Below are 26057 nucleotides of genomic sequence, written 5' to 3' on the forward strand. Positions count from 1 at the left end.
AGCGGGATGGGAAGCGGATAATCTTCCACCGTGTGGGCGGCGATCAGGAGATGGTTCGACCCGGCGGAGCTGGGCACGGTCGGTGAGCAGCCGGACTACCGGTTCTCGCTGGCCAACGAACGGACCTTCCTCGCCTGGCTGCGCACCGGGTTGGCGCTGGTCGGCGGTGGGTTGGCCGCCGCGCAGTTCCTGCCGCCCCTGCCGATGAGCCACCTGCGGGAGGCGATCGCCGTCGCGCTGCTCCTGCTCGGCGGTGCCGTCGCGGTCCGCGCGGTGGACCACTGGGCGCGTACCGAGCGGGCCATCCGGCTCGGTCAGGAGCTGCCCGCGTCCCGGTTTCCCGCCGTCCTGGCCCTGGCCGTGGGTGTCGGTGCGGTGCTGCTGGTGGTCGCCGTCCTGCTGCGGGCGGTCGGCAGCCGGTGAGCGCCGCACGCGACTCCGGGCTGCAACCGGAGCGCACCCGCCTGGCCTGGCGACGCACCCTGCTCACGGTGACGGTGGTGACCGCGCTCGCCGTCCGGTTGGCCTCGGCGGACGGCCCGAGCGGGGCGCTGCTCGCCGGCGTCGTCGTGCTGCTGTGGGGCGCCCTGCTGGTGCTCTGCTGGCCCCGCGGCACCGGCGCCGGCCCGGCCCGCACCGGTGGCCGGACCCTGCCCCTGGTCGCGCTGGGCACCGTGGGGATCGCGTTGCTGGGAGTGCTGCTGGTGCTGCGCGGACTGTGGTGACGGGACTCGGTGCGCCATGATGGGTGGATGGCCCGGCTGTACGTTCTCCTCTTCCTGGTGCAGATTGTCCTCGCCGTCTGCGCGCTGATCAGTTGCCTCTCCGCCGAGGAGGGTCAGATTCGCGCCCTGCCCCGGATCGCCTGGGTGCTGATCATCCTGTTCTTCCCGTTGGTCGGCTCGATCGCCTGGTTCGTCGCCGGCCGGGAGCCCAGCGCCGGCGCGCGCAAGGGCTGGTCGGGTGGCACCGGCTCGGTCGAGCGGAAGCGCCCCCGACCGGTCGCCCCCGACGACGACCCGGAGTTTCTCCGGTCCGTGCAGGACCGTGCGAAGCAGCAGGACGACGAGCTCTTCCGTCGTTGGGAGGAGGACCTGCGCCGGCGCGAGGACGACCTGCGCCGGCGCGACGGTGAGCCGCCCCGCGAGGGTGACCGGCCGGAGGTGTGAGCGTCGGCGCGGTCGCGCCGGCGTTGGTGCCCGAGCGGCGGCGCGGTCGCGCCGGCGTTGGTGCCCGAGCGTCGACTCACACCCGACGCTTGAGCGCGCGCACCGCCAACGGCGCGAAGATCACCGCGATGCCGGAGCCCCAGAGCAGCGTCTGGAGCACCGGCCCGGCCACCGGCCCGCTGACCAGGAGCCCGCGCAGCGCGTCGGCCACCACGGTCACCGGGTTCACCTCCACCCAGCTCTGCAACCAGCCGGGCATCCGGTCGGTCGGTACGAAGATGTTGCTGGTGAAGGTCAGCGGGAAGATCACCATGAACCCGAAGATCTGCACCTTGTCCGGTTCGCTCACCAGCACGCCGACCAGCACCGAGATCCACGACGCGGCCAACGTGAACGCCAGCAGCAGCGCGAACGCCCCGACCACCCCGAACAGGCCGTTGCCGACCCGGAAACCCAGGATCGACCCGACGCCCAGCAGCAGCGCGATCGACCAGGCCTGCTTGACGGTGTCGGCGAGGATCCGGCCGGCCAACGGCGCCCACCGGGCGATGGGCAGCGCCCGGAGACGGTCGAACACGCCCTTGGTGAGGTCGTTGTTCAGCCCGAACCCGGTCGTCATCGTGGCGAACAGCGCGTTCTGCACCATGATGCCGGGCAGCATGAAGGTGAGGTATTCGCCGGACGATCCGGCGATGGCGGTGCCGAAGACGTACGTGAACAGCAGCACGAACATCACCGGCTGGATGCTGAGGTCGAGCAGCTCCATCGGGTTGTGCTTGATCTGCACCAGGCTGCGCCACGCCAGCGTGAGGGTGTGGCGCAGCCCCGCTGCCGGGCTGAGCCGGCGGGCCGGTGCCAGCGGAGCGGGGAGGGTGACGGCGGTCATGCCGGAGTCCTTTCCAGGTCGGTGTCGGCCGGGGCGTCCTCGGCCCGGTGGCCGGTGAGGGAGAGGAAGACCTCGTCCAGGCTGGCGCCGCGCAGTGCCAGCTCGGCGACCGCGATCTCGGCGGCGTCGAGGCGGCGGACCACGGCGGGCAGGACACCGGAGTCGTTCACGGCGACGGTGACGGCGTTCTGGGCCACCTCGGGGGTCGCACCGGACACCTCGCCGACGATGGCGGTCACGGTGCCCAGGTCGGTGCTGTCGGCCGGCCGCACGGTGAGGGTCTGACCACCGGTCTTGGCCTTCAGCTCCTCCGGCGTGCCCTGGGCGATCACCCGACCGTGGTCGACCACGGCGATCTCACCGGCGAGCTGGTCGGCCTCCTCCAGATATTGGGTGGTGAGCAGCACCGTCACACCGTCGGAGACCAGGGTGCGGACGATGTCCCACAGGTCGTTGCGGCTGCGCGGGTCGAGCCCGGTGGTCGGCTCGTCGAGGAAGAGCACCTGCGGCCGACCGACCAGGCTGGCGGCGAGGTCCAGCCGGCGACGCATGCCCCCGGAGAAGGTCTTGGCGGCCCGGTCGGCGGCATCACTGAGCGCGAAGTCGGCGAGGAGTTGGCGGGCACGCTGCCGGGCGTCGGCTCGGCTCAGCCCGAGCAGCCGACCGATCAGCAGCAGATTCTCCGCACCGGTGAGCGTTTCGTCGACCGAGGCGTACTGGCCGGTGAGGCCGATCAGCTGCCGCACCTGGTGCGCGTCGCGCACCACGTCGAAGCCGCCCACCGTGGCGTGCCCCTCGTCGGCGGCCAGCAGGGTGGCGAGCACCCGCACGGCGGTGGTCTTGCCGGCCCCGTTCGGCCCGAGCAGGCCGAAGACGGTCCCGGTCGGCACCGCCAGATCAACGCCGGCGAGGGCTGTGGTGGTGCCGAAACGCCGCACCAGACCCTCGGCCCGGATCGCGTAGTCCATCCCAACTCCTGTCGTCGTCAGTGGTGACACCACTGTGGGCGACAGGTCTGACATCCCGCCGTTCCCGCGCTGACGTTACGACGACACGAGCTGACATTCCGCTGATTTAGCTGCGGACAGACACGACCGCCGTCGCCCGCTGGGGGGCGACGGCGGCGGCGGGTGCGTCTCAGGCCAGGTTCGACGACCGGGGGTACGCGTCGGTCGGGTCGGTGAGCACGTTGACCAGGTACGGCACTCCGGCGTCGAACGCCCGTTGCAGGGCCGGACCCAGGTCGGCGGCCTTCGCGACCGTCTCCCCCGCCCCGCCGAGCGCGCTGACCACCGTGTCGTAGCGCAGCTCGGGTTGCAGGTCGGCGGCCACGTCGTAGCCGTACATGGCCCGCATCGGGTGCTTCTCCAGCCCCCAGATGCCGTTGTTGCCGACGACGATCACCACCGGCAGCTTCTGGCGGACCAGCGACTCGACGTCCATCAGCGAGAAGCCCGCGGCACCGTCGCCCATCAGCACGCAGATCTGCCGATCCGGGTGGCTGACCCGGGCACCCATCGCGTAACCCATGCCGGTGCCCAGGCAGCCGTACGGGCCCGGGTCCAGCCAGGTGCCGGGCTGGGCCGGCTCCAGGTAGCGCCCGGCGTACGACACGAAGTCGCCGCCGTCGCCGATGGTGATCGCGTCCGGGGCCAGCACCCGACGCAGCTCGCCGTAGATCCGGGCGGGGCGGATCGGGTCGGTCTCGGCGGCCATCTCGGCGGCGTCCCGGGCCTTCGCCGCGTCCTCGGCGACGCGCAGGTCGGCGATCCAGTCGGTGTGGTCGGCCCGGTCGCCGGAGTGATCGGCGAGCGCGGAGAGGATCAGGCGCAGGTCGCCGGCGGGGGCGGCGGCCGGCTGCACGTGCGTCGCCCGCTGGCTGGGCGCGTCGACGATGTGCACCACCTTGGCGTCGCCGAAGTCGCCGAAGCTGAGCCGGAAGTCCAGTGGGGTGCCGACCACCACGACCACGTCGGCGCCGGACAGGGCGGCCCGGCGGGCCTTGGCGAACGCGAGCGGGTGCGTCGGCGGGAGTGAGCCGCGGCCCATGCCGTTGGTGAAGACCGGCACCTGCAACGCCTCGGCCGCCTCGCGCAGGGCGGCGACCGCGTCGCCGGCGTACACGTCGGAGCCGGCGATGATGACCGGTCGCTGTGCCCCGGCGATGAGCATCGCGGCGTGGCCGACCTCCTCCGGGTCGGGTACGACCGGGTCGACGCCCGACACCGCGGGCAGGTCGACCTCGGCGACCGAGAAGACCGTCTCCAACGGGAAGTCGAGGAAGGCCGGGCCACGGTGCGGGGTGAGGGCGGCGGTGAGCGCGGAACCCACCGCGCGCGGGATGTCGTCGGTGCTGAACACGGTCTCGGCATGCTTGGTGACCGGGGTGACCAACGGCAGGTGGTCCATCTCCTGCAGGCTGCCCGAGCCCCAGCGGAAGGCGGGCGCCCGCCCGCCGAGCACCAGCACCGGGGAGGCGTTGAAGAAGGCGCTGGTCATGCCGGAGATGCCGTTGGTGACACCGGGCCCGGCGGTGAGCACGGCGAGACCGGGGCGGCGGTGCAGCTTGGCCACCGCCTCCGCGGCGAAGACGGCGGACTGCTCGTGGCGGACGTCGTAGATCGGGAAGTCGGTCTTGTACGCGGCGTCGTACAGCGGGAAGACGTGCCCGCCGGAGAGTGTGAACATCTCCCGTACGCCGTGCGCGCGTAGTGCCGCGAGCGCCAACTCGCCGCCGTGACCCTCGATCCGCTCCGTCATCGCCGCTCCTTCTCGTCGCTCATGACCGAAGCCACACGCTACTGGCCGGTAGGCACAATGTGAACAATTCTCGGCTCGCCGTCGGGGCCAGCGGTCCGAACCGCCGGCCCCGCCCGCTCAGCGGCCGGTGAAGTCCGGCTTGCGCTTCTCGACGAAGGCCGTCATGCCCTCGCGCCGGTCGTCGGTGGCGAACAGCGCCGCGAAGAGCTGCGTCTCCCAGGCCAGGCCCGAGGTCAGGTCCATGTCCAGGCCGCCGTCGACCGCCAGCTTCGCCGCGCGCAGCGCCTGCGGGGGCCCGGTCAGGTACGGAGTGACGAGCGCGACGGCCGCGTCGTACACCTCGGCGGCCGGGACGACCCGGTCGACCAGGCCGATCCGCAGCGCCTCCTGCGCGTCCACCATCCGCCCGGACATGATCAGATCCTTGGCTCGGGCCGGGCCGACCAGGCGGGCCAGCCGCTGGGTGCCGCCCGCACCGGGGATGATGCCCAGCTTGATCTCCGGTTGGCCGAGCTTGGCGTCCTCGGCGACCACCCGCCAGTCACAGGCCAACGCCAGCTCGCAGCCGCCACCGAGGGCGTACCCGGTGATCGCGGCGACCACCGGCTTGGGGATCCGGGCGAGTGCGCCGAGCGCGCTGGACAGGTCCGGTGCCCGCTCGACCATGTCCACGTAGGACATGTCGGCCATCTGCTTGATGTCGGCACCGGCGGCGAAGACCTTCTCCCCGCCGTACACGATGACGGCGCGGACCTCGGGGTCGGCGGTGGCCGCCGTGGCGGCGGCGCGCAACTCCTCCTGCACCTGGGTGTTGAGCGCGTTCATCGGCGGCCGCTCCAGCCGGATCGTGCCGATGCCGTCCCTGGTCTCCAGCCGAACGAACTCGCCCACGGTGCCTCACTTCCTCGTTGAAGTCGCGTGCCAACCTTACGACCCCGCTCGTTGGGGTATGTAGTGTGGTGTCAGCCTCCGGGCAGGAGTGAAGCCATGGTCACTTATTACGACGACAGATCGGTGCAGGTCACCTCCACCACCTTTCGAGTCGACGGCCGCAGCTACGCGTTGACCGACATCACCATGATCTGGCACCGCCGCGGCACCCGTTCCTGGCGCGTCCTGGTGGGGCGCGGCGCGCTCGGCGCCGCACTGGCCGGTCCGCTGGTCGCCGCGGTGCTCGGCATCGCCCTGGCCGTCTGGCTGCACCGCTCGCCCACCGTGACGATCGCGATCGTCGGCGCGTCGGTGCTGGTCGGGCTGGCCGTCGGGCCGGTCGCCGACTTCCTCTTCGAATACCTGGACCGCTCGTACACCCGGGGCAGCCGCCAACTGGAGATCTGGGCCCGCTGGCGCGGCCAGCCGGTGCGGCTGCTGCGCACCGGCGACGCGTTGCGCTTCGGTCAGATCTACCGGGCGGTGCAGCGCGCGGTCGAGCACAGCCAACCGGCCCGCCCCGGCACCCGCCGCTAGCGCCCCAGGCGAGCCCGGGTCACTGGCGGCCCGGACGCCTCCGGCGCGGGGCCAGCCACCCTCGTGCGGCGCCGACGAGTTGTCTACGGACTGTCGACGGGTTGCCTACGGGTGGTTAGGCTTAGTGATGACCCTCTATTACCGGGACGACGCGGTGCAGGTGACCTCCGAGTCGATCCGGGCGGGCGGTCACGCGATCGCCCTGTCCGACGTGACGTTCGTGTGGCACGCCCGGGGCCAGAAGACTCTCGCCGTGCGCGGCCGGGTGCTGGGTCGCGGTGTCCTGGTGCTGCTGCTCTCGCTGCCGCCGCTGGTCGCCCTGGTCTGCGTCGTCTCACTGGCCTGGTCCGCACAGGACCGGGGCAACTGGCAGCTGGCGCTGATCATCCTCGCCGCCTGCGCGGTCGGGGTGGTGGTGGCGCTGCCGTTCCTGGAGATCCCGCTCGGCTGGCTGGACCGCTCCTACGAGCGCGGCAGCCACGTGCACGAGCTGTGGGTGCAGCACCACGGCCGCGAGGACCTGCTGGTGCGCACCCCGGACGCGTTGCGGTTCGGGCAGATCTACCGGGCCGTGCAGCGCGCCGTCGAACAGCACGGGGACCGTTGACGGTCGCCACCGCGACGACGCCGTCGAGCGGTTGCGGCGCGGCCGACGCACACTTGGTCCCATGGCGATCCCCCTCCCCACACCGACCGCCGTTGTCGGTCTGACCCGCTTCGCTCTCGACCAGGCGTTCGGCTCGGCCGCCTCGATGGCCGCCGTGCCCGCCCGCGCGTTCGCGGTGCTGGACGGGGTGGAGTCGCTGCTGGCCCGGATCAACGGCGTGGTGGACCGGATCGAGACGACCCTGGACCGGACCGACCAGGTGCTCACCGACGCCGAGGCGGCGGTCCGCGAGGTGGGCCTGATCAGCGCAGCCGCGACCACCGCCATCGACACGGCCACCGAGGTGGCGACGGCCGCCGCCGTGGTGGTCGCCGAAGCCGACCGGGTGTCCCGGTCGGCCGGCTCGGTGGTCGCCGAGGCCGACACGGTGGCCGGCCGGGCCGCCGCCACCGTGGGCACCGCGGCGGAGGCCGCCGCCACGGCCGCCGAGCTGCTGGCGGCGTACGAGCCGGCGTTGCGCCGGGCCGCGCCGATGGCGCGGAAGTTCGTCGAGGAGCTGAGCCACGAGGAGATCAGCGCGGCGATCCACCTGATCGACGAGTTGCCCAAGCTCAGGGAGCACCTGACGGCCGACATCCTGCCGATCCTCGCCACCCTGGATCGGGTCGGGCCCGACCTGCACGACCTGCTCGACGTGACCCGTGACCTCAAGCTCGCCGTGGCCGGCATCCCCGGGCTGGGCATGCTGCGTCGGCGGGGCGAGAGGCTCGCCGACGAACCGGCCGACTGAGCCTTCCTGCGTTGGGGGATCAGCAGTCGCAGGTGATCGTCGCGATTGGCGCGGTCAGGTCGTCGACCGGGCGCCGGGTCAACCCGGTCTCCGTCACCACCGGCAGCCCCTCCCGCACCCAGTACTCGAACCCGCCGAGCATCTCCTTCACCGGGTAGCCGAGCCGGGCGAACTCCAGCGCCGCCCGGGTCGCGCCGTTGCAGCCCGGACCCCAGCAATAGGTCACCACCGCCGAGCCTGGCGGGATCACGTCCGCTGCCCGGCTCGCGATCTCGGCGGTGGGCAGGTGCACCGCGCCGGGAAGGTGCCCCTGCGCCCAGGCCGCCGCGCCCCGGGAGTCGACGACCATCAGGCCCGGGGTACGGGCCGACAGGGCGGCGTGCACATCACTGACGTCGGTCTCGACGCTGAGCCGATTGTGGAAGTGGGCGGCGGCGGTGGCCGGCTCGGCCGGCGGAACGGCGAATGTGAAGGTCATGCACCGATCCTCGCCGGCACGCCACCTCGGGACGAGTGGCGCGAACGACGTCCTGCGCTAACATCCCGCCATGCCGACCCGGACCAACACCACCAGCTCGCGCCCGCTGCCGACGCCCCGACGGCCAGCGGCCGCGCACCGCGTCGCCGTGCTCGCGTACCCAGGAATGTCGGTGTTCGAGACCGGCATCGTCACCGAGGTGTTCGGGCTGCCCCGACCCGAGTTCGACGTCGACTGGTACGACCTGGTGGTCTGCGCCGAGCGGCCGGGGCCGGTGCCGGTGGTCGGCGGGGCCAGCCTGCACACCCCGTACGGCCTGGCCGAGCTGGCGGAGGCGCAGACGGTGATCGTGCCCGGCGTGCCGGACGTGACCGGTGACCCGTCACCCGAGCTGGTGACCGCGCTGTGTCGGGCGCACCGACGCGGTGCCCGCATCATGTCGATCTGCTCGGGCGCGTTCGCGCTTGCCGGTGCCGGGCTGCTCGACGGCCGGCGGGCCACCACCCACTGGCGGTACGCGGAGCTGCTGGCGCGGCGTTACCCGCGGGTCGCGGTGGACCCGGACGTGCTCTATCTCGACGACGGCGATCTGCTCACCAGCGCCGGCAGCGCCGCTGGGCTGGATCTCTGCGTCTACGTGGTCCGGCGTGACCATGGCGCGGCGATCGCCAACGCGGTCGCCCGACGGCTGGTGATCCCCCCGCACCGCGACGGCGGCCAGGCCCAGTTCGTCGAGGCACCGGTGCCCGCCGACCCGGACGACGACCGAATCGCGGGCAGCATCGACTGGGCCCTCGTCCATCTCGCCGAGCCGCTGAGCGTGGCCCAGCTCGCCGGGCGGGCGCACATGTCGTCCCGCACCTACCTGCGGCACTTCGCCCGGGCCACCGGGACAAGCCCGATCCGTTGGTTGATCGACCAGCGGGTCCGCGCCAGCCTCACCCTGCTGGAGGAGACGGACGCCCCGGTCGAGCAGGTCGCCCGGACCGTGGGCTTCGACACGCCGGTCACCTACCGCCACCATTTCGGCCGGGTCATGCTGACCTCGCCGTCGGCGTACCGCCGGGCCTTCCGCACCGGCGCGACCGGCGCGCTCAGGCCGACGTAGCGCGGGCGCGCTCAGGCCGGCGCGTACAGCTCGTCGATCTCGGCGCGCCGGGGCAGCGCCACCGAGGCACCGAGCTTGCGGACGCAGGCCGCGCCGGCCGCCGACGCCCAGCGCACGGCGTCGACCAGGTCGCGCCCCTCGCCCCAGCCGACGGCCAGCGCGGCGGTGAACGCGTCACCCGCGGCGGTGGAGTCGACCACGTCGACCCGTACCGCCGGCACGTGCACGTGGGTGCCGTCCCGGTCGACGTACCAGGCGCCCTCGCCGCCCAGAGTGAGCACGGCCCGGGGGGTCAGGGCGAGCAGCGCCCGGGGGTCCTCCCGACCTCGGCCGGCCAGTGCCTGCGCCTCGCCCTCGTTGACGACGAGCACGTCCACCGCGGCGAGCAGCTCGGGCGGGAGGTCCCGGGCCGGGGCGGCGTTCAGGATGACCCGGGTGCCGGCGGCGCGGGCGGCCACCGCGGCGGTCGTCACGGTGCGCACCGGGATCTCCAGTTGGGCGACCAGGACGTCCGCCTCGCGCACCGTGGCCAGCTCCTCCTCGGCGAGGTCGACCAGGGTGTCGTTGGCGCCGGGGGTCACCATGATGGCGTTCTCACCCTGGGCGTTGACCATGACCAGCGCGACGCCGGAGGTGCCGTAGACCACGCGCAGCTGGCTGGTGTCCACCCCGGCGGCGGTGATGCGGGCCTTCAGGGTGACGCCGAAGGCGTCCGAACCGATCGCGCCGAGGAAGGCGCAGGAGGCGCCGGCCCGGACGGCGGCGATGGCCTGGTTGGCGCCCTTGCCGCCGGGCACCATCACGAAGTCGGTGCCGAGCGTGGTCTCACCCACCCGGGGTAGCGCGGGTGCCATCGCGACCAGGTCCATGTTGGCGCTGCCCACCACGGCGACCCGGGTCTGAGGCACTGTCGTCTCCGCCCTGTCCCGACGCTCAGGCGGCCCGCGCGGTGTAACGGTCGCCCGACCGTTCGACAACCAGTGGCAGGCCGAAGGTCTTGGAGAGGTTGTCGCCGGTCAACGTCTCGGCGAGCAGACCCTGGGCGACCACCCCACCCTCGCGCAGCAGCAACGCGTGGGTGAACCCCGGCGGGATCTCCTCCACGTGGTGGGTGACGAGCACCATCGCCGGCGCGTCCGGGTCGTTGGCCAGCTCGGCCAGGCGGGCGACCAGGTCCTCGCGACCACCCAGGTCGAGCCCGGCGGCGGGCTCGTCGAGCAGCAGCAGCTCCGGGTCGGTCATCAGGGCACGGGCGATCTGCACCCGCTTGCGCTCACCCTCGGAGAGGGTGCCGTAGCGGCGTTCGGCGAGACCACCGACGCCGAGCTGGCTCAGCAGTGCCAGCGCCCGCGCCTCGTCGCCACGGTCGTAGTTCTCCCGCCAGCGGCCGACCACCGACCACGCGGCGGTCACCACCACGTCGCTGACCCGCTCGTCGGCGGGTAGCCGCTCGGCGAGCGCGGCGGTGGTGAGCCCGATCCGGGTCCGCAGCTCGTTGACGTCGGTGCGGCCGATCCGCTCGCCGAGCACGTGCGCGACACCGGTGGTCGGGTGCAGCCGGCCCGAGGCGAGGTTGAGCAGGGTGGTCTTGCCGGCACCGTTGGAGCCGAGCACCACCCACCGCTCGTCCAACTCGACGCGCCAGGTCAGGTCCTCTAGGAGGGCGGTGCCGGACCGGCGTACACCGACGCCGGCCAGGCTGACCACCAGATCCGGGTCCACAGGCGCGGCGCCGGCAGCGTCGGGGATCAGGTCACCAGTCACCGCACCATCCAACCACGCAGCGACGCGGCGCCCCCCATGGGCGGCGCCTCGGCCATAGGGTGAAGCGCCGTGTCGTTGATCACCACACCCGGAGGACGGCTGATGCCCCGTCGAGGTACGGAGCCGCGCGGATGAGCGCGGTCATCGAGATCGAGGGTCTGCGCAAGACCTTCCACAGCCTGCGTAACGGGCGGCGGGTGGCGGTGGACGGGTTCGACCTGCTGGTCGAGGCGGGCCAGGTCCACGGTTTCCTGGGGCCCAACGGCTCCGGCAAGACCACCACCCTGCGAGCCCTGCTCGGGCTGGTACGCGCCGACGGCGGGCGGATGACCGTGCTCGGCGCGCCGTCGCCGCAGCTGTTGCCCCGGGTGGCGGGCCAGGTCGGCGCGATCGTCGAGAGCCCGCAGTTCTTCGGCAACTTCACCGGGTACCGCACGCTGCGGCTGTTGGCCCGTGCCGGCGGGGTGCCGATCTCGCGGGTGGACGAGGCACTGGATCTGGTGGGGCTGCGCGACCGGGGCGACGAGCGGGTGAAGGGCTACTCGCTGGGCATGAAGCAGCGCCTCGCGGTGGCGTCCGCGCTGTTGAAGGACCCACGGTTGCTGATCCTGGACGAGCCGGCGAACGGGCTGGACCCGGCGGGGATCCGGGAGATGCGGGACCTGATGCGGTCGCTGGCGGCCAACGGGGTGACAGTCCTGGTGTCCAGTCACATCCTGGGCGAGATCCAGTTGATCTGCGACCACGTCACGATCATTTCGCGGGGGCGTCGGGTGGCGGCCGGCCGGGTGGACGAGGTGCTGGCGGGTCACGACCGGCACGAGTTCCTGGTACGGGTGGCCGAGCCGGAGCGCGCGGCCGAGTTGCTGAACGCGGCCGAGCTGACGGCTGTCGTCGACGGCGGGGCGCTGGTGGTGAGTGGCGTGGATGACCCGACGGTGATCAGCCGGGCGCTCGGCGAGCAGGGGCTGTGGGTGGGCGAGCTGACGCCGCTTCGGCCGGATCTGGAGAGCGTCTTCCTGGAGCTGACCGGTGCGAACGCGCAGCCGTCGGTGCCCCGGCAGGTCGACGGCTCGGCGCTGCCGGCCGGCGGTCAGGGCGAAGCTGTGATTGACCTCGATCGGGGAGTGGACGCGTGAACCTGGTTCGTGCCGAGTTTGAGCGGCTGTCCGCCCGTCGCTTCGTGCAGCTCATGGTCGTCCTGTTGGCGTTGGCGTTCGCCGTGACGGCGGCGACCACCCTGGCTGGTTCCCACAAACCGAGCGCGAGCGAGATGGAATCGGCGCGGCAGCAGGCCACCGAGGCGCGGCAGAGCATGGAGGTCGCGTACCAGGAGTGCCTGGCCCGTCGGAGCGGCTCGTTCCAGGGTGAGGACACCGGCCGGTACCTCCCCACCGACTGTTCGGAGATCGACCCGGTGCGGCAGGAGCGGCTGCCGATCGCCGCCGACTTCCTGCCGGGGGTGTTCAGCTTCGCCCAGCAGGCGCGGCCGCTGCTCTACTTCCTCATCGCGTTCCTGGTGCTGTTCGGTTTCCTGGTCGGCGCCTCCTACATCGGCGCCGACCTGAACTCGGGCGGCGTGGTGAACCTGCTGCTCTGGCGACCACGCCGGTTGACGGTGCTCGGGGCCAAGTTGGGCACCCTGCTCGGCACGGTGTTGGTCCTGGCGCTGCTGGCGTCGGTGGCCTACCTGGCCACGTTCTGGGTGATCGGGCAGACCGCCGGGTTGCCCGGCCGGTTGGACGGGGACTTCTGGCGTTCGCTGGGCGCGGTGCACGGCCGCGGCCTGGTGCTGGTGCTGTTGGCCAGCGCGGCGGGCTTCGCCATCGCCACGCTGGGTCGGCACACGTCGGCGGCGCTCGGCGCGCTCGCCGCGTACGTGGTGGTCTGGGAGTTGGGCGCCCGGCTGGTCCTGGAGATCGTCGACGCCCCAGAATCGGACCTGTTCATGCTCTCCAGCCACATCGGGGCGTGGCTCAACGGCGAGGCGCGTTTCTACGACGCACGGATCTGCCGCGGCGACAGCGTTGGCTCGTACTGCGACGGTTTCTACACGCTGACCTGGTTGCCGTCGCTGTTGGTGCTGCTCGTGATCACCGGCGGGCTGACCGCGGCGGCGTTCGCCGTGTTCCGCCGACGCGACCTGATCTGAGGTGTCGGCGGCCTGCCCGGGGAGTCGCGGGCAGGCCGCCGAACCAGGACCTCGACGGCAATGGCTTGCAGCCTGCTAGCCGGCGATGAAATATTCCTTCACATGACCGGCGCAGCGGGCTCAGCCGACGGTGGAGCCGAACACCTCGTCGCGTACCGCGTCCAGGGCGGTGCGCAGCGCGCCGTGCAGGATCGGCTCCTCGGTCAGCCCGGTGGGCACCACCCGTGGCCGGACCAGGGTGATCGCCGCGACCTCGTGCTGCACCCGCTCGGCGAGGGCGGCGCCGCCGGCCTGGCCCACCTCGCCGGCGAGCACGACCAACGGCGGGTCGAGGACCACGCAGGTGCTGGCCACGCCGAGCGCGAGCCGGCGAGCCAGCTCGTCGAGCATCGGGCCACCATCGGCGCCGGCCGCGACTGCCGCACGCACCGCCTCGGCGGCGTCGGTGTCCGGGTAGCCGTGCTCGCGGGCCACCGCGCGCACCGAATCCGCGCCAACGAGCTGCTGGAAGGCGGGCTTGGCGCGACGGGAGACGTCACGCGGGATGGGCGCGCCGGGCACCGGCAGGTAGCCGATCTCACCGGCCGCGCCACTGCTGCCGTGGTGCAACCGCCCACCCAGCATGATCGCCAGGCCCACGCCGGCACCCACCCAGACCAGCACGAAGTCCGCCAACCCCTGGGCGGCGCCGGACTGCGCCTCGGCCACCGCGGCCAGGTTGACGTCGTTCTCGAAGACCACCGGGGTGTGCAGGTCGTCCCGCAGGGCGGCGAGCAGGCCGCTGTGCCAGCGCGGCAGGTTGAAGGCGAAGGTGATGTCGCCGGTGCCGGGGTCGACCAGGCCCGGGGTGCCGAGCACGATCCGCCGTACGCTGCTCAACTGCGCGTGGGCGCTGCTGGCGGCCTGCACCACGGCGTTGTGCACGACGCCCACCGGGTCGTCGGTGTCCCGGGTCGACTGTTCCACCCGGCCGATGACCGCACCGGTGATGTCGGCACACGCCGCCACCACCCGGTCCGGCCCGACGTCCACGCCGACCACGTGCGCGCTGCCCGGGCTGACCGCGTAGAGCTGGGCGTTCGGCCCCCGCCCGCCGGCCTGCTCGCCGACACGCGTGACGAGACCGCGCTCCTCCAACCGCTCGACCAACTGCGAGGCGGTGACCTTCGACAGCCCGGTCAGCTCGCCGAGCCGGGCCCTGGTCAGCGGGCCGCGTTCGAGGAGCAGTTCCAGTGCCGCACGGTCGTTGAGCGCCCGCAACAGGCGGGGGGTGCCGGGCAGCCGGGTCGCACTCATGACACGTCCTCTAGTTTTAGTAAACTTTGCTAACTGTAAACCGACCTGCGAACGGGTAGCCGTAGCGTATCGGCCACCCGCAGGCGGGGCGCTCCGCCGATTCGGCAGGGCGAACACCACCACCGGTACGACGTTTCGTACCCGCTGGGGCACCGAAGGGGGAGATCACGTGGGGCTGGATCCAGGACTGCGCCGGCTGGCGCTGGGCACGCTGCTCGCCGCGTACCCGGGACCGGTCCCGCCGGACTGGGCGGTCGACCTGCTGGCCGACGGGCTGGCCGGGCACACCCTGTTCGGGACCAACGTGCACGACCCCGCCCAGGTGGCGGCGAGCACCGCGGCGCTGCGCGCCGGCCGCCCGGACGTGTTGATCGCCATCGACGAGGAGGGTGGCGACGTGACCCGGCTGGCGCATGCCACCGGCAGCCCGTACCCCGGAAACGCCGCCCTCGGCGCGATCGGCGACGTGGCGCTCACCCGACGCGTCTACCGGTCGATCGGCGCCGAGCTGGCGGCGCTCGGCATCACCGTCAACCTCGCCCCGACCGTCGACGTCAACACCGCCGACGAGAACCCGGTGATCGGCACCCGGTCCTTCGGCGCGGATCCGGTGCGGGTGGCCGCCCATTCGGCCGCCGCCGTGACCGGGTTGCAGGCCGCCGGCGTGGCCGCCTGCGCGAAGCACTTTCCCGGGCACGGTGCCACCGTCACCGACTCGCACCACGAGCTGCCCACCGTGGACGCTCCACTGAGCCTGCTCCGCCAGCGGGACCTGCCGCCGTTCGCGGCGGTCGTCGCCGCCGGTGCGCGCGCCGTGATGACCGCACACATCCGGGTGCCGTCGCTGACCGGCACCGATCCGGCCACCTTCAGCCGGGCCGTCCTGGTCGACCTGCTCCGCACCGACCTCGGCTTCACCGGCGCCGTGATCACCGACGCGTTGGAGATGAAGGGCGCCGCGGTGGCGGCCGGCGGGGTCGGGCCGGCCGCGGTCCGCGCCCTGGCCGCCGGGGCCGACCTGCTCTGCATCGGCGCGCGGGTCGACGCCGCGCTTGTCGAGCGGGTGGCCGCCGAGATCGTCGACGCCCTCACCGACGGTCGGCTGGCGACCGCCCGGGTCGAGCAGGCGGCCGGCCGCGCCGCCGAGCTCGCCGCCTGGACCCGGGCCGCCGGCGGGTCGCCGGCCATCGGCGACACCGAGCTGGGGTACGCGGCAGCGCGGCGGGCCCTCCGGGTGGACGGCGTGCTCACCGGCCTGGACCGGCCACTCGTGGTGCAGTTGCACACCGAGTCGACGATCGCCGAGGGTCGGGTGCCGTGGGGCCTCGGCCCGCACCTGGCCGGCGTGCCGGAGATCCGCGTGATCGCCACCGAGACCGACCCGGCGCAGTTGCGCGGGCTGGCCGGTGACCGACCCATCGTGCTGGTGGGGCGGCACCTGCACCGGCTGCCCGGCGGCCCGGAGCTGGTCACCGGGCTGGCCGCCCAGCATCCGGTGACCGTGGTGGAGATGGGCTGGCCGGCACAGTGGCGCCCGGCGGGTGTGCGCGCCTTCGTCACCACGTACGGCGCGAGCCACGCCAACGGCCGGGCGGCGGCCGAGGCGCTCGGTCTGACCGGCTGAACCACGGCGTTCTCCGGCCGGGCCCCCGCGGCTCGGCCGGAGGACGCGCTCCGACACCGCAGTGTCCACAGTCACGTGTCGCCCCTTCTTGAACATGTTCAACATCCGCCCTAGGCTGACGACGTCGGTAGTTGAACACGTTCAAGAAGGGCGTCCACATGGACACCAAGGTCTGGATGTACGTGATCTACCTGGCGGTCAGCATCGGCCTGACCATCTGGGTGGCTCGGGCGCTGTCGCGCAACGGGCTGGTCTTCCTGGAGGAGGTGTTCGCCGAGGAACGACTCGCCCAAGCGGTCAACAGTCTCCTCGTCGTCGGCTTCTACCTGCTCAACCTCGGCTACGTCACGGTGGCGATGAGGCACTCCGACCCGGTGCTCTCGACAAGCCAGGCGATGGAGGAACTGTCCCTCAAGATCGGCTTGGTGCTGCTGGTGCTCGGCGCGCTGCACTTCTTCAACGTCTTCGCACTGGGTCGCTACCGCCGAAACCGCCTGCGCCAGCTCGCCACCCATCCCCCGATCGCCCCGATCGGCCGACTCCCCATGCAGCCCACCCCGGCCGGGCCGCAGTTGGTCGGCGCGTACCCGGGCGGACCGCACCCGACCGGCGGGTACCCGACCGGACCACAGCAGGCCGGACCACAGCAGGCCGGACCACAGTCGGCCGGTCCGCAGCCGGGCGGTCCGCAGCCGGGCGGTCCGCAGCCGGGCGCCGGCCCGGCGAACAACCCGCCGACCCGATGACCGTGCCACCGGCCGATGACGGCGGTCGGCTCCCGGATCCCACCGCTCACTCCGGCGGTGGGATCCGGGGGTTCACCGTCCTGTTCGACGCGGCCTGCCCGCTCTGCCGCGCCGCCCGCCGCTGGCTGTCGTCCCGCGCCCAACTCGTACCCCTGGAGTTCGTGCCGGCCGGGTCGGCCGAGGCCCGGCGGCGCTTCCCCGGCCTGGACCACGACGCGACGCTGCGCGACCTCACCGTGATCGCCGACACCGGTGAGGTGTACGCGGGCGACGGCGCCTGGTTCGCCTGCCTGTGGGCGTTGGCCGACCATCGGTCCACGGCCGAGCGGCTGGCCCGACCGCACCTGCTGCCCCTCGCCCGACAGGCGGTGGCCACCGCCTCGGCGATCCGGGAGCGGGTCCGCGACCCGTGGGCCGAGCCGACCGACGACCTGGCGGGATACGGTGGCCACGATGACCGAACAGCCTGCGCAGACGACCACTGCGGGTGACCCAGCCACAGCCCGGGGCGAGCAGACCCGGCAGCTGATCCGGGACACCGCGATGCGACTGTTCCGCGAGCGTGGTTACGCCCAGACCACCATGCGGGCGATCGCGCAGGAGGCCGGCGTGGCGGTCGGCAACGCCTACTACTACTTCGGCTCCAAGGACCACCTGATCCAGGAGTTCTACGCCCAGTCCCAGGCCGCGCACCGGGCGGCCGCACAGCCGGTGCTGGATCGGGAGGAGGCGTTCGGCGCCCGGCTGGCCGGAGTGCTGCACGCCGGGATCGACGTGCAGACGCCGTCGCACGCGTTCGCGGCGACCTTCTTCAAGACGGCGGCCGAGCCCACCTCCCCGCTGAGCCCCTTCTCCGCGGAGTCCTCCGGTCCCCGACAGGCGGCCATCGACCTCTTCGCCGAGGTGTTGACGGGCTCGACGGCAAAGGTCGACGCCGAGCTTCGCCCACAACTACCCGAGCTGCTCTGGCTCGCGTACATGGGCGTGATCCTCTACTGGGTGCACGATCGATCGCCGGGGCAGACCAAGACCCGTCAGCTGATCGACGGGGTCGTACCACTGATCGACCGACTCGTGGCGCTGTCCCGACTCCGGGTCCTCCGGCCGGTGACCCGCCAGGTGCTGGACCTGATTCGCACGCTCCGTCACTGACCCGGCCGGCACCTACCGATCGGCGAAGAAGCAGGTCAAGTCCACTTCTCGACACTCCGAGCGGACAGCATCAGCCTTGCCCCGAGCCTGTTCGATACGTAGCGTGATCGCCACGTAGTGGCTCGCCCACACGGCGGGGCCGCCACACCTGGAACCGGGGCCTGGGGAGAGGTCGCGGACCGTGGATCCGGCCCGGGATCCACGGTCCGCTCGCGCCCGTCGTCGCTCAGCGCGGATAGACCCCGTACGCGCGCCAGCCCTGGTCCGGGAAACCTGCCGCGTCGGCGACCCGGGCGGAGGCGAGATTGTCCCGCTCGTGCAGGTAGGTCGGCACCGCCCCCTCGTCGAGGACCCGTCGCGCCGCCTGTGCCACGAGTCGGCGGGCGAGGCCGCGACCCCGGGCGGCCGGCGCGGTGCCGACGGCCAACTCGTGCCCGTACGCGTCGTGCCGTTTGATCCCGGCACCGGCCAGGTAGGTGCCGTCCGGGTCGCGGACCACCAGCACCGGCCGGTCGAAGAGCCGCAGCCAGGGCGGCAGCCCGGGGCTCGTGGAGGCGGTCCACTCCCCCACGTCGGGCAGCGGCGCGGGGGCCGTACTCCAGCGGAAGGGGCCGTCGTGCACGCACCAGTCGGGCCGCCCCACCGCCTGCGGCAGCGCGGCGAGGAACCGGTCCGGGGTACGGCGGACCAGGGCACGGATCGCCGCCACCCGCTCCGGCGCCACGGAGAGCACGCCGCTTCGCCCGGTGTCCACGGCGAGCGCGGGGCGCAGCCTGGCGTCCCAGGCCGGTGTGGCCCGTCGGTGCGACGCGACCACGTGCAGCCCCGCCCCGCCCGGCCACTGGCCGAGCCAGGTGGCCAGGTGTAGCTGGACCCGCCGGTCGAGCATGTGCACCTCCGGTGTCGCCCCACCCGTCGTGGATCACCGTACGCCGGGCCGCCCGGCCGGGCGGACGATCCCTCCGGGCCGGGCGGGCGCGCCGACCTGGTGCGGCAATCGACCGTCATATCTATTTTTCAACCTGGACACCTTTGTTTGGGACGGTAGGGCAATGCCGAATGAGCCTTACCACCACCAGCAGGACCGCGAGCGACTCTGGCTCACCGCGGGGACCGCTGGCGGCATCCCGCCCCAGCCGCGCTACCGCAACCCCCGGGCGATCGGCGGTAGCGCACTGTCCTGGGCCGGGCTGAACAAGCTGGCCGTCGGGAGTTCCGGTCGGCACCGGCTGAACACGCACTGACTCGCCGGTCGACCGGCAGCCCCCGTCCGGCGACACACCGGGGAGGTCCAGCGCGGGCTTTCGCACACCTGTCGGGTAATTTCTTGTGGTCCGGCATCCCGGCCTACGACAGGAGAAGCTCCGCGCATGGGCAAGAAGACGATCCACGTCTCCGACTTCACCGGCACGGTTCTGCAGCAGGACGACGAGGTGGTGCGCGTCGTCGTGCTGGAGCACCCGGACCTGGTCGCCGGGCCCGTGCAGTTGGACGCCACCCCGGGCGAGGTCGAGCACATCGACGACGCCGCCCTCGACGTGGCGGTGGTGGAGATCCACGACCGGCACGGCGGCGGCGAGCCGCGTCGGGTGGTGTTGACGGCCAGCGAGTTCGACGCGATGGCCACCGACGTGCCGATGGCGCAGCTGTTGCGGACGGCCGAGCGGGTCCGCCCACCGAAGGCCCGCAAGAGCGCCGAGAAGATCGACTACAGCACGCTTGAGCACGCCGGCAGGCCGCACCGGGGCCGGGTCACCGAGGAGGAGGCCCGACTGGTGCGCGAGCAGCTCGACGAGGTCAACAAGCGCCTCGCCGACACGGGCGTGCGCCAGATCGACCCGGCCGATCCGGAGCACGCCCTGCGTTACGGCTTTCCCGAGGCACCCTGACCCCGGGTCCTCACTTCTGCTGCGCCGTGAACGCCGCGAGCGCGGCGGCCAGGTCGGCCTCGACCGTCGCCTTCGCCAGGCCGAGATCGGTGAGCACGCCGGTGCCGTCCTCCTGCTCCAGCAGGGCCAGCAGGATGTGTTCGGTGCCGATGTAGTTGTGCCCGAGGCGCAGCGCCTCCCGGAAGGTCAGCTCCAACGCCTTCTTGCCGCGCGCGTCGTACGGGATGAGGTCCGGGACCTGCTCGGCCGGCGGCGGCAGGACGGCGGCGACCTTCTCCCGCACCACCTCGGCGGTGGCGCCGCGGCCGGCCATCACCGTGGCGGCCAGTCCCTCCGGCTCGGCCAGCAGGCCCAGCACCAGGTGCTCGGGGCGGATCTCGGCGCTGCCGCTGGTGCGGGCCTCCTCCTGGGAGGACATCACCACGTTGCGGGCCCGGGGGGTGAACCGGCCGAAGGATTCGTTCGGGTCGAGGGGCGATCCGTCGGTGGCCTTCGGCACGAAGCGCTTCTGGGCGGCCTGCTTGGTGACCCCCATGCTGCGGCCGATGTCGGTCCAGGAGGCACCCGAGCGGCGCGCCTGGTCGACGAAGTGCCCGATCAGGTGGTCGGCGACCTCGCCGAGGTGATCGGCGGCGATGACCGCGTCGGTGAGCTGGTCGAGCGCGTCGGTGTGCGCCTTCTTGATCGCCTGGATCAGGTCGTCGAGCTTGACGGTGTTGCTCATCTGGAGAGGATCTGTCATGCGTCAACCATAAGTTGACGATCTCCTTGCGTCAACCCCGAGTTGACGACCGCCGACCCAGTCGCATCGGCTGGCCCGGATACGGTGGGCTCCGGTCGAGCGGCGGGAAGGGCGGTCATGCGGCTGCACGTGGGGTGCGCGATGTGGAGCCACCGGTCGTGGTCGGGGCACCTGCTGCCGCCGACAGAGCGTCTGCGGCACTACGCCAGCTGGTGCGACGCCGTGGAGGGCAACACGACGTTCTACGCGACGCCCGCCCCGGACACCGTCTCGTCGTGGGCCGCCCAGACGGATCCCGACTTCCGGTTCGTCCTCAAACTTCCGAAGGTCATCACCCACCAACGCCGGCTCACCGACGTCGGCGAACCGCTGCACGCCTTCCTGGGCGCGATCGAGCCGCTCGGCCCGCGCGTACACGCCCTCTGGATCCAACTGCCCGGCTCGTTCGCCCCCGCCGACGTCGCGACCCTGCGCCGGTTCCTGGGCCAACTCCCGCAGTCGCACCGGTACGCGGTGGAGGTCCGCCATCCCGCGTTCTTCGGCGACGCCCACGCGGCCCGGCTGCTGGAGGCGACCCTCGCCGACGCGTCCGCCGAGTGGGTCCCCTTCGACACGACCGCCTTCTTCGCGAGCCCACCCACCAGCGGCGCGGAGCGGGACGCCTGGACCAAGAAGCCGCGGGTGCCGCTCCGGTCGCTCGCGTTGACCGATCGTCCGATCGTCCGCTACCTCGGCCGGGACGACTCGGCCCGCACCGTCGAGGGGTGGCAGCGCTGGATCGACGTCACCGTGGCCTGGCTACGGGAGGGGCGCTCACCGACGATGTTCGTGCACACCCCGGACAACGCCGACGCGCCAGTGCTCGCGCGGCGCTTCCACGACGAGGTACGAGCACGCGTACCCGAGCTCGACCCGCTGCCCGAGCCGATCCCGGTCGAGCCGCTGACGCTGTTCTGACCCGAGCGGTCAGCACTGCTCGCCGAGCAGGTCGTCGAGGTGGGTCGCCGTGCTGATCAGGGACAGGTGGCTGAACGCCTGCGGGAAGTTGCCGATCTGCGCACCCGACGGGGAGATCTCCTCGGCGTAGAGGCCGAGCGGGTTGCTGTAGGTGAGCATCTTCTCGAAGGTCAACCGTGCGTCGTCGAGCCGACCGGCCTGGGCGAGCGCCTGGACATACCAGAAGGTGCACATGTTGAAGGTGCCCTCGGTGCCGGCCAGGCCGTCCGGCGAGGCCTTCGGGTCGTAGCGGTAGACCAGGCTGTCGGAGACCAGTTCGGTGTCCATCGCCCGCAGCGTCGACTCCCACATCGGGTCGGTCGGTGAGATGAAGTTCAGCCCGGGCATCGCCAGGAGCGAGGCGTCCAGGATGTCGGACCGGTAGTGCTGCACGAACGCCTGCCGCTCCTGGTTGAACCCACGGGTCATGACCTGCTCGTAGATGGCGTCGCGTTCGGCGGCCCAGCGGGCGGTGTCACCGGGGCGCCCTCGGCGGTGCGCGATGCGGATGGCACGGTCGAGTGCGACCCAGGACAACACCCGCCCGTAGGTGAAGTCCTGCCGGCCGGAGCGGGTCTCCCAGATGCCGTCCTCGGGTTGGTCCCAGTGCGCGCAGAGCCAGTCCATCAACCCGGCCGTCTTACGCCAACCCTGGTACGGCGGGATCAGCCCGTTGCGGTCGGCAAGTTCCAACGAGAGGAGCGCCTCGCCGTAGATGTCGAGTTGCAGTTGGCCCGCCGCACCGTTTCCGATGCGCACCGGGGCCGAGCCGCGGTACCCCTCCAGGTGATCCAGCACCTCCTCCGGCAGGTCCGGTGAGCCGTCGATCCGGTACATGACCTGCAGCGGAATGTCACCGTCACTGGCCGCACGAATGCGCGCGTCGAGCCAGAGCAGATACTTCTGGGCCTCGTCGGTGAAGCCCAGGCGCAGCAGCGCGTGCACCGAGAAGGACGCGTCCCGGACCCAGGTGTAGCGGTAGTCCCAGTTGCGCTGCCCGCCGATCTGCTCCGGCAGACCCGCGGTGGGTGCGGCGACCAGGGCACCGGTCGGCGCGTACGTCATCAGTTTGAGCGTGATCGCCGACCGCTCGACCACCTCCCGCCAGCGACCCGTGTAGCGGGAACCACCCACCCACCGCCGCCAGTAGTCGCGGGTCTGGGCGAGCAGGTCGCACGCCTGGTCGGTGGTGAGCGCCCGGGGCGCGTGCGGGCAGGCGGTCTCCAGGACCACCCCGCCGATGTCGCCCTGCCGCAGGGTGAACGACGCGGACACCCCGTCGGCGTCCCGCCGGATGTCCCTGGCGTTGAACACCCGTTCCACGTTCTTGAAGGGAGCGAGGGTGAGGGTCAGCGTCCGGCTCCGGAAGACGTCACCCTCGGGGTGCACCTCAAGGGTGTACGGATCGCGCCCGTAGTTGAACCGGGGCCGGCAGTCGAAGCGGAACCGCATGCTCCCCCGGACCATCCGGACCAGCCGGACCAGCACGTGCCGCTCGGTGGCGCGGGCACCGGTGACGGGCATGAAGTCCAACAGCTCCGCGACGCCGTCGGCGCTGTGGAAGCGGGTGATCAGGATCGGCGTACCGGGCAGGTAGAGCTGTTTGCTCGCGTAGTCGACGCCGTCGGGCGACAGCTGGAAGTGGCCGCCCCGGTGGCGGTCCAACAGCGCGGCGAAAACGCTCGGGGAGTCGAACCGCGGCGCACAGAACCAGTCGACAGTGCCGTCCGTGCTGATCAGCGCCGCGGTCTGCAGGTCACCGATCAGGCCGTGTTCCTCCACCGCCGGGTAGGTCGTCGCCACGCTGCCCCCGCATTCGTCGAGCCAACGGCGGCGACTACCCGGGAATTGATGACCTACACCCGCGATTGCGGAACCGCACCTTCCGCAATCGTCGCTAGCGTCGACACCGAACACATCGCGGAGAGGACACCTGATGAGCCTGCGAGGATTTGCCACACTCAACATCTGGGCGGACGACGTGGAGGCGGCCACCAAGTGGTATGCGGAATTCCTCGGCGTCGAGGCGTACTTCATGCGCCCGGGGCCCGACGGACGCCCGGCCTACACCGAGTTCCGGATCGGTGACTACCAGGCGGAGCTGGGCATCATCGACCGCAAGTTCGGCCCGCCCAACGCCGCGACGGGGCCCGGGGGCGTGGTCATGCACTGGTACGTCGACGACCTCGACGCGACAGTCAAGCGTCTGCTGGCGCTGGGTGCCACGGAGTACCAGCCGATCACCCCGCACGGGGACGAGGGGTTCATCACCGCGTCGGTCGTCGACCCGTTCGGCAACGTGCTGGGCGTCATGAAGAACCCGCACTACGAAGAGATCCTGGCCTCGCTGAAGGGCAGCTGACGTGGAGGTGCTCGACTTTCCCGACGCGGCGGCGTGGGAGGCGTGGCTGGCCACCCAGCACGAGGTACGCGACGAGGCGTGGCTACGGATCGCCAAGGCAGCGCACCGCCACCACCCCGCCTGACCTCCTGGCCGCGCTGTCCGCCGATCCCGCGCGAACGCCGCGTTCGAGCGGCTCGGCCGATCCGCCCAGTATGCCGTGATCCTGCCGGTGCTCAAGGCCCGCACTCCGGAGACCCGGGCGAAGGTGCTGGCCCGGGAGGTCGCGCGACTGACCGGGTAGTGACGGCGGACGGTGGGCCGGCTCAGCTCCATGCGGTCCGGTCCACCGTCCGCCGCAGTAACGCTGCCGCCTCGTCGGCGTGCAACCCGCTCGCGATGAGCAGGTCGTAGGTGGCCGTACGAAACTCACCCGCGGCGATCATCCCCGAGTAGCCCAGCCGGTGGGTGTGTGGACGGGTGGGATCCGGCGCGGCCTTCCCCTGCGCCTTCCCGACCAACTCGACAGCGGTCAGGATCTGTTGGCGCGCCTCCCGCGGCTCCGCCCGCACGCGGGAGGTGGTGCGTTTCAGCGTCTGCACGCTGTCGGCCAGCAGGTCGATGGCCGCCGCGAACTCCTCCGGTAGCGGCTCATCCTCGCGGAGAGCCATGGCGAGTCTCCTCGCGACGGCCCGACAGCCGTAGAGGCTGCGCTCGAGATGTCGGACGGCCTCGGTGTACCGGGCCAGGGATCTGCGTTGGCGCCACCGTAGTGGCGCCAGTCGCACCACTTCCTGGGCAGCCCCGAGACCTTCGTCCAACGCGGTCATCCGCGATCCAAGAACCCGCAGACCGCTGAGACTCTGCTCGACCTCCCGAAGGTCCCTGCGACGCAGCGCCGTGGCCAGGTTGTGCAGGGCGTCGATGGTCGGATCAAGGACCGGTTCGGCCAGCCGCTGCACCGTCCGCTGCGGGTGGATGGGCACCAGCAGCAGGCCGACCGCCAGACCGATCAGCCCGCCAACCGCGGCGTCGACGAAGCGCGGCACGGACAGTTCGCGTACCGGCGGTTCCAGAGTGGCGATGAGCACCGCGGTGCCGCCAGCCTGGGTGAGCAGGGATCCGCCGCCCTTGAGCAGCACGGCGACGACGATCGCCAAGACGACGACCACGCCGGTCTGCCAGGCTCCGATGCCGAACAGCGGCATGAGCGCGTCACCGACGGCGAGGCCGAGAATCACCCCGACCAGCAGCTCGACGGTGCGCCGCAGGCGCGAGCCCATCGAGGCGGCCACGATGCCGACCGCGGTGGTGGGCGCCAGCACCGGGGCGGGGTTGTCCAGGAACTGGGCTCCCACGAACCAGGCGAGCGCCGCCGCGATGCCGGCCTGCACGGCGAGCAGCCCGAAGAGGCGGAACCGCCAGGCGCGGGCGCGCAGTGCGTGCCGTACCCGCTCACGCAGGCCGGCCGCCGCGCGGGACGCCCCGCTCGGTTGTGGGCCGAGGTCGGCCACGGGCTCCTGCTTCGCGGGCATTCGCGCCGCTTACCCGCCGACGGCGGACCTATCCGGCAAACCGGGTGGGTGACCCGGTCAGTGGGCGGGATTGGGTGTGTGCGGGAGTTTGCCGAGTTGGCGCCAGTTCGTCTCGGCGACCTCGACGTCGTAGTGCTTGGCTGCGGCGAGGATGTTCTGGAAGGCCAGGTCCCGGTCCTCGTCGGTGACGCCCTGCACCTGGTCGAAGCGGGCGATGGCGTTGCGGACGTGGCCCGCGTCGGTCATCGGTTCCTTGCGTTCACGAGGGAACGCGAAGACGGTCTCCGGCAGCTCGCGCTTGTCCTTGCTCGACAGGCCGCCGTGCTTCTCGTGGGGCTTCCAGGTCGACTTCATCACCCCGCATTACCCGCACGCTGTCCGCCAGCACCTCTCCGGCGGACATTTTCCGGTCCCGCCAACCCGACCAGAGCGGGCGGAGCACCCACCGTCGACCTCGACGGCGGGTGCCCCGCCACCTGGGCGCGGAGCGATACATGTCACCCCGCGAAACGGTAATCCGCGACATTCGACCGTTCCGCGTCCGTGGCCAGGCGC

The 26057-nt window shown here is 72.1% G+C and carries 32 protein-coding genes; 19 read left to right on the forward strand and 13 right to left on the reverse strand.

Annotated elements, in window-relative coordinates; genetic code table 11:
* Positions 1 to 30: 30 nt before the first annotated feature.
* The 3 genes from AB0B14_RS10220 to AB0B14_RS10230 are packed head-to-tail and all read left to right on the forward strand — an operon-like array spanning position 31 to position 1169.
* Positions 31 to 423, forward strand: a complete 393-nt coding sequence (locus tag AB0B14_RS10220) for a DUF202 domain-containing protein (protein ID WP_357071384.1) — start codon at positions 31 to 33, stop codon at positions 421 to 423.
* Positions 420 to 725, forward strand: a complete 306-nt coding sequence (locus tag AB0B14_RS10225) for a DUF202 domain-containing protein (protein ID WP_357071381.1) — start codon at positions 420 to 422, stop codon at positions 723 to 725. The genes AB0B14_RS10220 and AB0B14_RS10225 overlap by 4 nt, the downstream gene beginning before the upstream one ends.
* Positions 726 to 752: 27 nt before the next feature.
* Positions 753 to 1169, forward strand: coding sequence for a PLD nuclease N-terminal domain-containing protein (locus AB0B14_RS10230; protein WP_357071378.1), 417 nt, complete (start codon positions 753 to 755; stop codon positions 1167 to 1169).
* A 76-nt stretch (positions 1170 to 1245) separates the two neighbouring features.
* Here AB0B14_RS10230 and AB0B14_RS10235 read toward each other — a convergent pair whose 3' ends face one another.
* The 4 genes from AB0B14_RS10235 to AB0B14_RS10250 all read right to left on the reverse strand — a co-directional run bounded on the left by AB0B14_RS10235 (position 1246) and on the right by AB0B14_RS10250 (position 5706).
* Entirely contained in the window at positions 1246 to 2055 is an 810-nt protein-coding gene (locus AB0B14_RS10235) for an ABC transporter permease (RefSeq protein WP_357071375.1), read from the reverse strand.
* Positions 2052 to 3023, reverse strand: a complete 972-nt coding sequence (locus AB0B14_RS10240; protein ID WP_357071372.1) for an ATP-binding cassette domain-containing protein — start codon at positions 3021 to 3023, stop codon at positions 2052 to 2054. The genes AB0B14_RS10235 and AB0B14_RS10240 overlap by 4 nt, the downstream gene beginning before the upstream one ends.
* Positions 3024 to 3192: 169 nt before the next feature.
* Positions 3193 to 4815: an acetolactate synthase gene (locus AB0B14_RS10245; protein ID WP_357071370.1), complete on the reverse strand. Its 1623-nt coding sequence runs from the start codon at positions 4813 to 4815 to the stop codon at positions 3193 to 3195.
* Positions 4816 to 4932: 117 nt separating this feature from the next.
* On the reverse strand, positions 4933 to 5706 hold the full coding sequence (locus tag AB0B14_RS10250; RefSeq protein ID WP_357522232.1) for an enoyl-CoA hydratase-related protein: 774 nt from the start codon (positions 5704 to 5706) through the stop codon (positions 4933 to 4935).
* A 96-nt stretch (positions 5707 to 5802) separates the two neighbouring features.
* Here AB0B14_RS10250 and AB0B14_RS10255 point away from each other — a divergent pair, with 96 nt between their 5' ends.
* The 3 genes from AB0B14_RS10255 to AB0B14_RS10265 all read left to right on the forward strand — a co-directional run bounded on the left by AB0B14_RS10255 (position 5803) and on the right by AB0B14_RS10265 (position 7679).
* On the forward strand, positions 5803 to 6282 hold the full coding sequence (locus tag AB0B14_RS10255; RefSeq protein WP_357071365.1) for a DUF6232 family protein: 480 nt from the start codon (positions 5803 to 5805) through the stop codon (positions 6280 to 6282).
* 127 nt (positions 6283 to 6409) lie between these two features.
* Positions 6410 to 6889 carry a DUF6232 family protein gene (locus tag AB0B14_RS10260; protein WP_357522233.1) on the forward strand — a complete coding sequence of 160 codons (480 nt, stop codon included), beginning with the start codon at positions 6410 to 6412 and terminating at the stop codon, positions 6887 to 6889.
* A gap of 61 nt (positions 6890 to 6950) precedes the next feature.
* The gene (locus tag AB0B14_RS10265) at positions 6951 to 7679 is read left to right on the forward strand and encodes a hypothetical protein (protein WP_357522234.1); all 729 of its coding nucleotides are present in this window, start codon (positions 6951 to 6953) and stop codon (positions 7677 to 7679) included.
* Positions 7680 to 7698: 19 nt separating this feature from the next.
* Here the strand turns inward: AB0B14_RS10265 and AB0B14_RS10270 are convergent, their stop codons facing one another.
* Positions 7699 to 8157, reverse strand: a complete 459-nt coding sequence (locus AB0B14_RS10270) for a rhodanese-like domain-containing protein (protein ID WP_357071356.1) — start codon at positions 8155 to 8157, stop codon at positions 7699 to 7701.
* A 70-nt stretch (positions 8158 to 8227) separates the two neighbouring features.
* On the opposite strand from AB0B14_RS10270, the gene ftrA reads away from it, so the two are divergent.
* Complete coding sequence (ftrA, locus tag AB0B14_RS10275; RefSeq protein WP_357522235.1) at positions 8228 to 9265, forward strand: transcriptional regulator FtrA; 1038 nt, start codon at positions 8228 to 8230, stop codon at positions 9263 to 9265.
* Positions 9266 to 9276: 11 nt separating this feature from the next.
* On the opposite strand, the gene AB0B14_RS10280 is transcribed toward ftrA, so the two are convergent.
* A complete protein-coding gene (locus AB0B14_RS10280) occupies positions 9277 to 10173 on the reverse strand; it encodes a ribokinase (protein WP_357522236.1) in 897 nt (298 codons plus the stop codon).
* Positions 10174 to 10198: 25 nt separating this feature from the next.
* Entirely contained in the window at positions 10199 to 11029 is an 831-nt protein-coding gene (locus AB0B14_RS10285; RefSeq protein ID WP_357522237.1) for an ABC transporter ATP-binding protein, read from the reverse strand.
* Positions 11030 to 11160: 131 nt separating this feature from the next.
* On the opposite strand from AB0B14_RS10285, the gene AB0B14_RS10290 reads away from it, so the two are divergent.
* A complete protein-coding gene (locus AB0B14_RS10290; protein WP_357522238.1) occupies positions 11161 to 12168 on the forward strand; it encodes an ATP-binding cassette domain-containing protein in 1008 nt (335 codons plus the stop codon).
* Positions 12165 to 13181, forward strand: coding sequence for an ABC transporter permease subunit (locus tag AB0B14_RS10295; RefSeq protein WP_357522239.1), 1017 nt, complete (start codon positions 12165 to 12167; stop codon positions 13179 to 13181). The genes AB0B14_RS10290 and AB0B14_RS10295 overlap by 4 nt, the downstream gene beginning before the upstream one ends.
* Before the next feature lie 120 nt (positions 13182 to 13301).
* Here the strand turns inward: AB0B14_RS10295 and AB0B14_RS10300 are convergent, their stop codons facing one another.
* Positions 13302 to 14477, reverse strand: a complete 1176-nt coding sequence (locus tag AB0B14_RS10300; RefSeq protein ID WP_357071338.1) for an ROK family transcriptional regulator — start codon at positions 14475 to 14477, stop codon at positions 13302 to 13304.
* 169 nt (positions 14478 to 14646) lie between these two features.
* On the opposite strand from AB0B14_RS10300, the gene AB0B14_RS10305 reads away from it, so the two are divergent.
* From AB0B14_RS10305 to AB0B14_RS10320, 4 genes are all read left to right on the forward strand, one after another.
* Positions 14647 to 16101 (forward strand): glycoside hydrolase family 3 N-terminal domain-containing protein, encoded by a 1455-nt coding sequence (locus tag AB0B14_RS10305; RefSeq protein WP_357522240.1) that lies wholly within the window; start codon positions 14647 to 14649, stop codon positions 16099 to 16101.
* Between the two features lie 131 nt (positions 16102 to 16232).
* Positions 16233 to 16847 (forward strand): hypothetical protein, encoded by a 615-nt coding sequence (locus AB0B14_RS10310; protein WP_357522241.1) that lies wholly within the window; start codon positions 16233 to 16235, stop codon positions 16845 to 16847.
* On the forward strand, positions 16844 to 17338 hold the full coding sequence (locus AB0B14_RS10315; protein WP_357522242.1) for a DCC1-like thiol-disulfide oxidoreductase family protein: 495 nt from the start codon (positions 16844 to 16846) through the stop codon (positions 17336 to 17338). Before AB0B14_RS10310 ends, AB0B14_RS10315 begins: the two co-directional genes overlap by 4 nt.
* Positions 17301 to 17999, forward strand: a complete 699-nt coding sequence (locus AB0B14_RS10320) for a TetR family transcriptional regulator (RefSeq protein ID WP_357071327.1) — start codon at positions 17301 to 17303, stop codon at positions 17997 to 17999. The genes AB0B14_RS10315 and AB0B14_RS10320 overlap by 38 nt, the downstream gene beginning before the upstream one ends.
* A gap of 226 nt (positions 18000 to 18225) precedes the next feature.
* Here AB0B14_RS10320 and AB0B14_RS10325 read toward each other — a convergent pair whose 3' ends face one another.
* Positions 18226 to 18888, reverse strand: coding sequence for a GNAT family N-acetyltransferase (locus AB0B14_RS10325; protein ID WP_357522243.1), 663 nt, complete (start codon positions 18886 to 18888; stop codon positions 18226 to 18228).
* Between the two features lie 163 nt (positions 18889 to 19051).
* On the opposite strand from AB0B14_RS10325, the gene AB0B14_RS10330 reads away from it, so the two are divergent.
* The gene (locus AB0B14_RS10330) at positions 19052 to 19243 is read left to right on the forward strand and encodes a DNA repair protein (RefSeq protein ID WP_357071321.1); all 192 of its coding nucleotides are present in this window, start codon (positions 19052 to 19054) and stop codon (positions 19241 to 19243) included.
* A gap of 126 nt (positions 19244 to 19369) precedes the next feature.
* Positions 19370 to 19888: a hypothetical protein gene (locus tag AB0B14_RS10335; protein ID WP_357522244.1), complete on the forward strand. Its 519-nt coding sequence runs from the start codon at positions 19370 to 19372 to the stop codon at positions 19886 to 19888.
* Positions 19889 to 19898: 10 nt separating this feature from the next.
* Here AB0B14_RS10335 and AB0B14_RS10340 read toward each other — a convergent pair whose 3' ends face one another.
* Positions 19899 to 20630 (reverse strand): Clp protease N-terminal domain-containing protein, encoded by a 732-nt coding sequence (locus tag AB0B14_RS10340; protein ID WP_357522245.1) that lies wholly within the window; start codon positions 20628 to 20630, stop codon positions 19899 to 19901.
* A 141-nt stretch (positions 20631 to 20771) separates the two neighbouring features.
* Here AB0B14_RS10340 and AB0B14_RS10345 point away from each other — a divergent pair, with 141 nt between their 5' ends.
* Positions 20772 to 21587 carry a DUF72 domain-containing protein gene (locus AB0B14_RS10345; protein ID WP_357522290.1) on the forward strand — a complete coding sequence of 272 codons (816 nt, stop codon included), beginning with the start codon at positions 20772 to 20774 and terminating at the stop codon, positions 21585 to 21587.
* A gap of 9 nt (positions 21588 to 21596) precedes the next feature.
* Here AB0B14_RS10345 and AB0B14_RS10350 read toward each other — a convergent pair whose 3' ends face one another.
* The gene (locus AB0B14_RS10350) at positions 21597 to 23663 is read right to left on the reverse strand and encodes a glycoside hydrolase family 15 protein (RefSeq protein WP_357522246.1); all 2067 of its coding nucleotides are present in this window, start codon (positions 23661 to 23663) and stop codon (positions 21597 to 21599) included.
* Here AB0B14_RS10350 and AB0B14_RS10355 point away from each other — a divergent pair.
* The 3 genes from AB0B14_RS10355 to AB0B14_RS10365 all read left to right on the forward strand — a co-directional run bounded on the left by AB0B14_RS10355 (position 23563) and on the right by AB0B14_RS10365 (position 24271).
* Positions 23563 to 23988, forward strand: a complete 426-nt coding sequence (locus tag AB0B14_RS10355) for a VOC family protein (protein ID WP_357522247.1) — start codon at positions 23563 to 23565, stop codon at positions 23986 to 23988. The genes AB0B14_RS10350 and AB0B14_RS10355 overlap by 101 nt on opposite strands.
* Before the next feature lies 1 nt (position 23989).
* Positions 23990 to 24112 (forward strand): hypothetical protein, encoded by a 123-nt coding sequence (locus AB0B14_RS10360; protein ID WP_357522248.1) that lies wholly within the window; start codon positions 23990 to 23992, stop codon positions 24110 to 24112.
* 75 nt (positions 24113 to 24187) lie between these two features.
* Positions 24188 to 24271, forward strand: a complete 84-nt coding sequence (locus AB0B14_RS10365; protein ID WP_357522291.1) for a hypothetical protein — start codon at positions 24188 to 24190, stop codon at positions 24269 to 24271.
* Positions 24272 to 24293: 22 nt separating this feature from the next.
* Here AB0B14_RS10365 and AB0B14_RS10370 read toward each other — a convergent pair whose 3' ends face one another.
* Both AB0B14_RS10370 and AB0B14_RS10375 read right to left on the reverse strand, forming a co-directional pair.
* Complete coding sequence (locus AB0B14_RS10370; protein WP_357522249.1) at positions 24294 to 25502, reverse strand: FUSC family protein; 1209 nt, start codon at positions 25500 to 25502, stop codon at positions 24294 to 24296.
* A 57-nt stretch (positions 25503 to 25559) separates the two neighbouring features.
* Positions 25560 to 25856: a DUF6582 domain-containing protein gene (locus AB0B14_RS10375; protein WP_357071300.1), complete on the reverse strand. Its 297-nt coding sequence runs from the start codon at positions 25854 to 25856 to the stop codon at positions 25560 to 25562.
* Between the last annotated feature and the right edge of the window lie 201 nt (positions 25857 to 26057).

It is taken from the genome of Micromonospora sp. NPDC049171, from assembly GCF_040648275.1.
Classification (GTDB): Bacteria; Actinomycetota; Actinomycetes; order Mycobacteriales; family Micromonosporaceae; genus Micromonospora.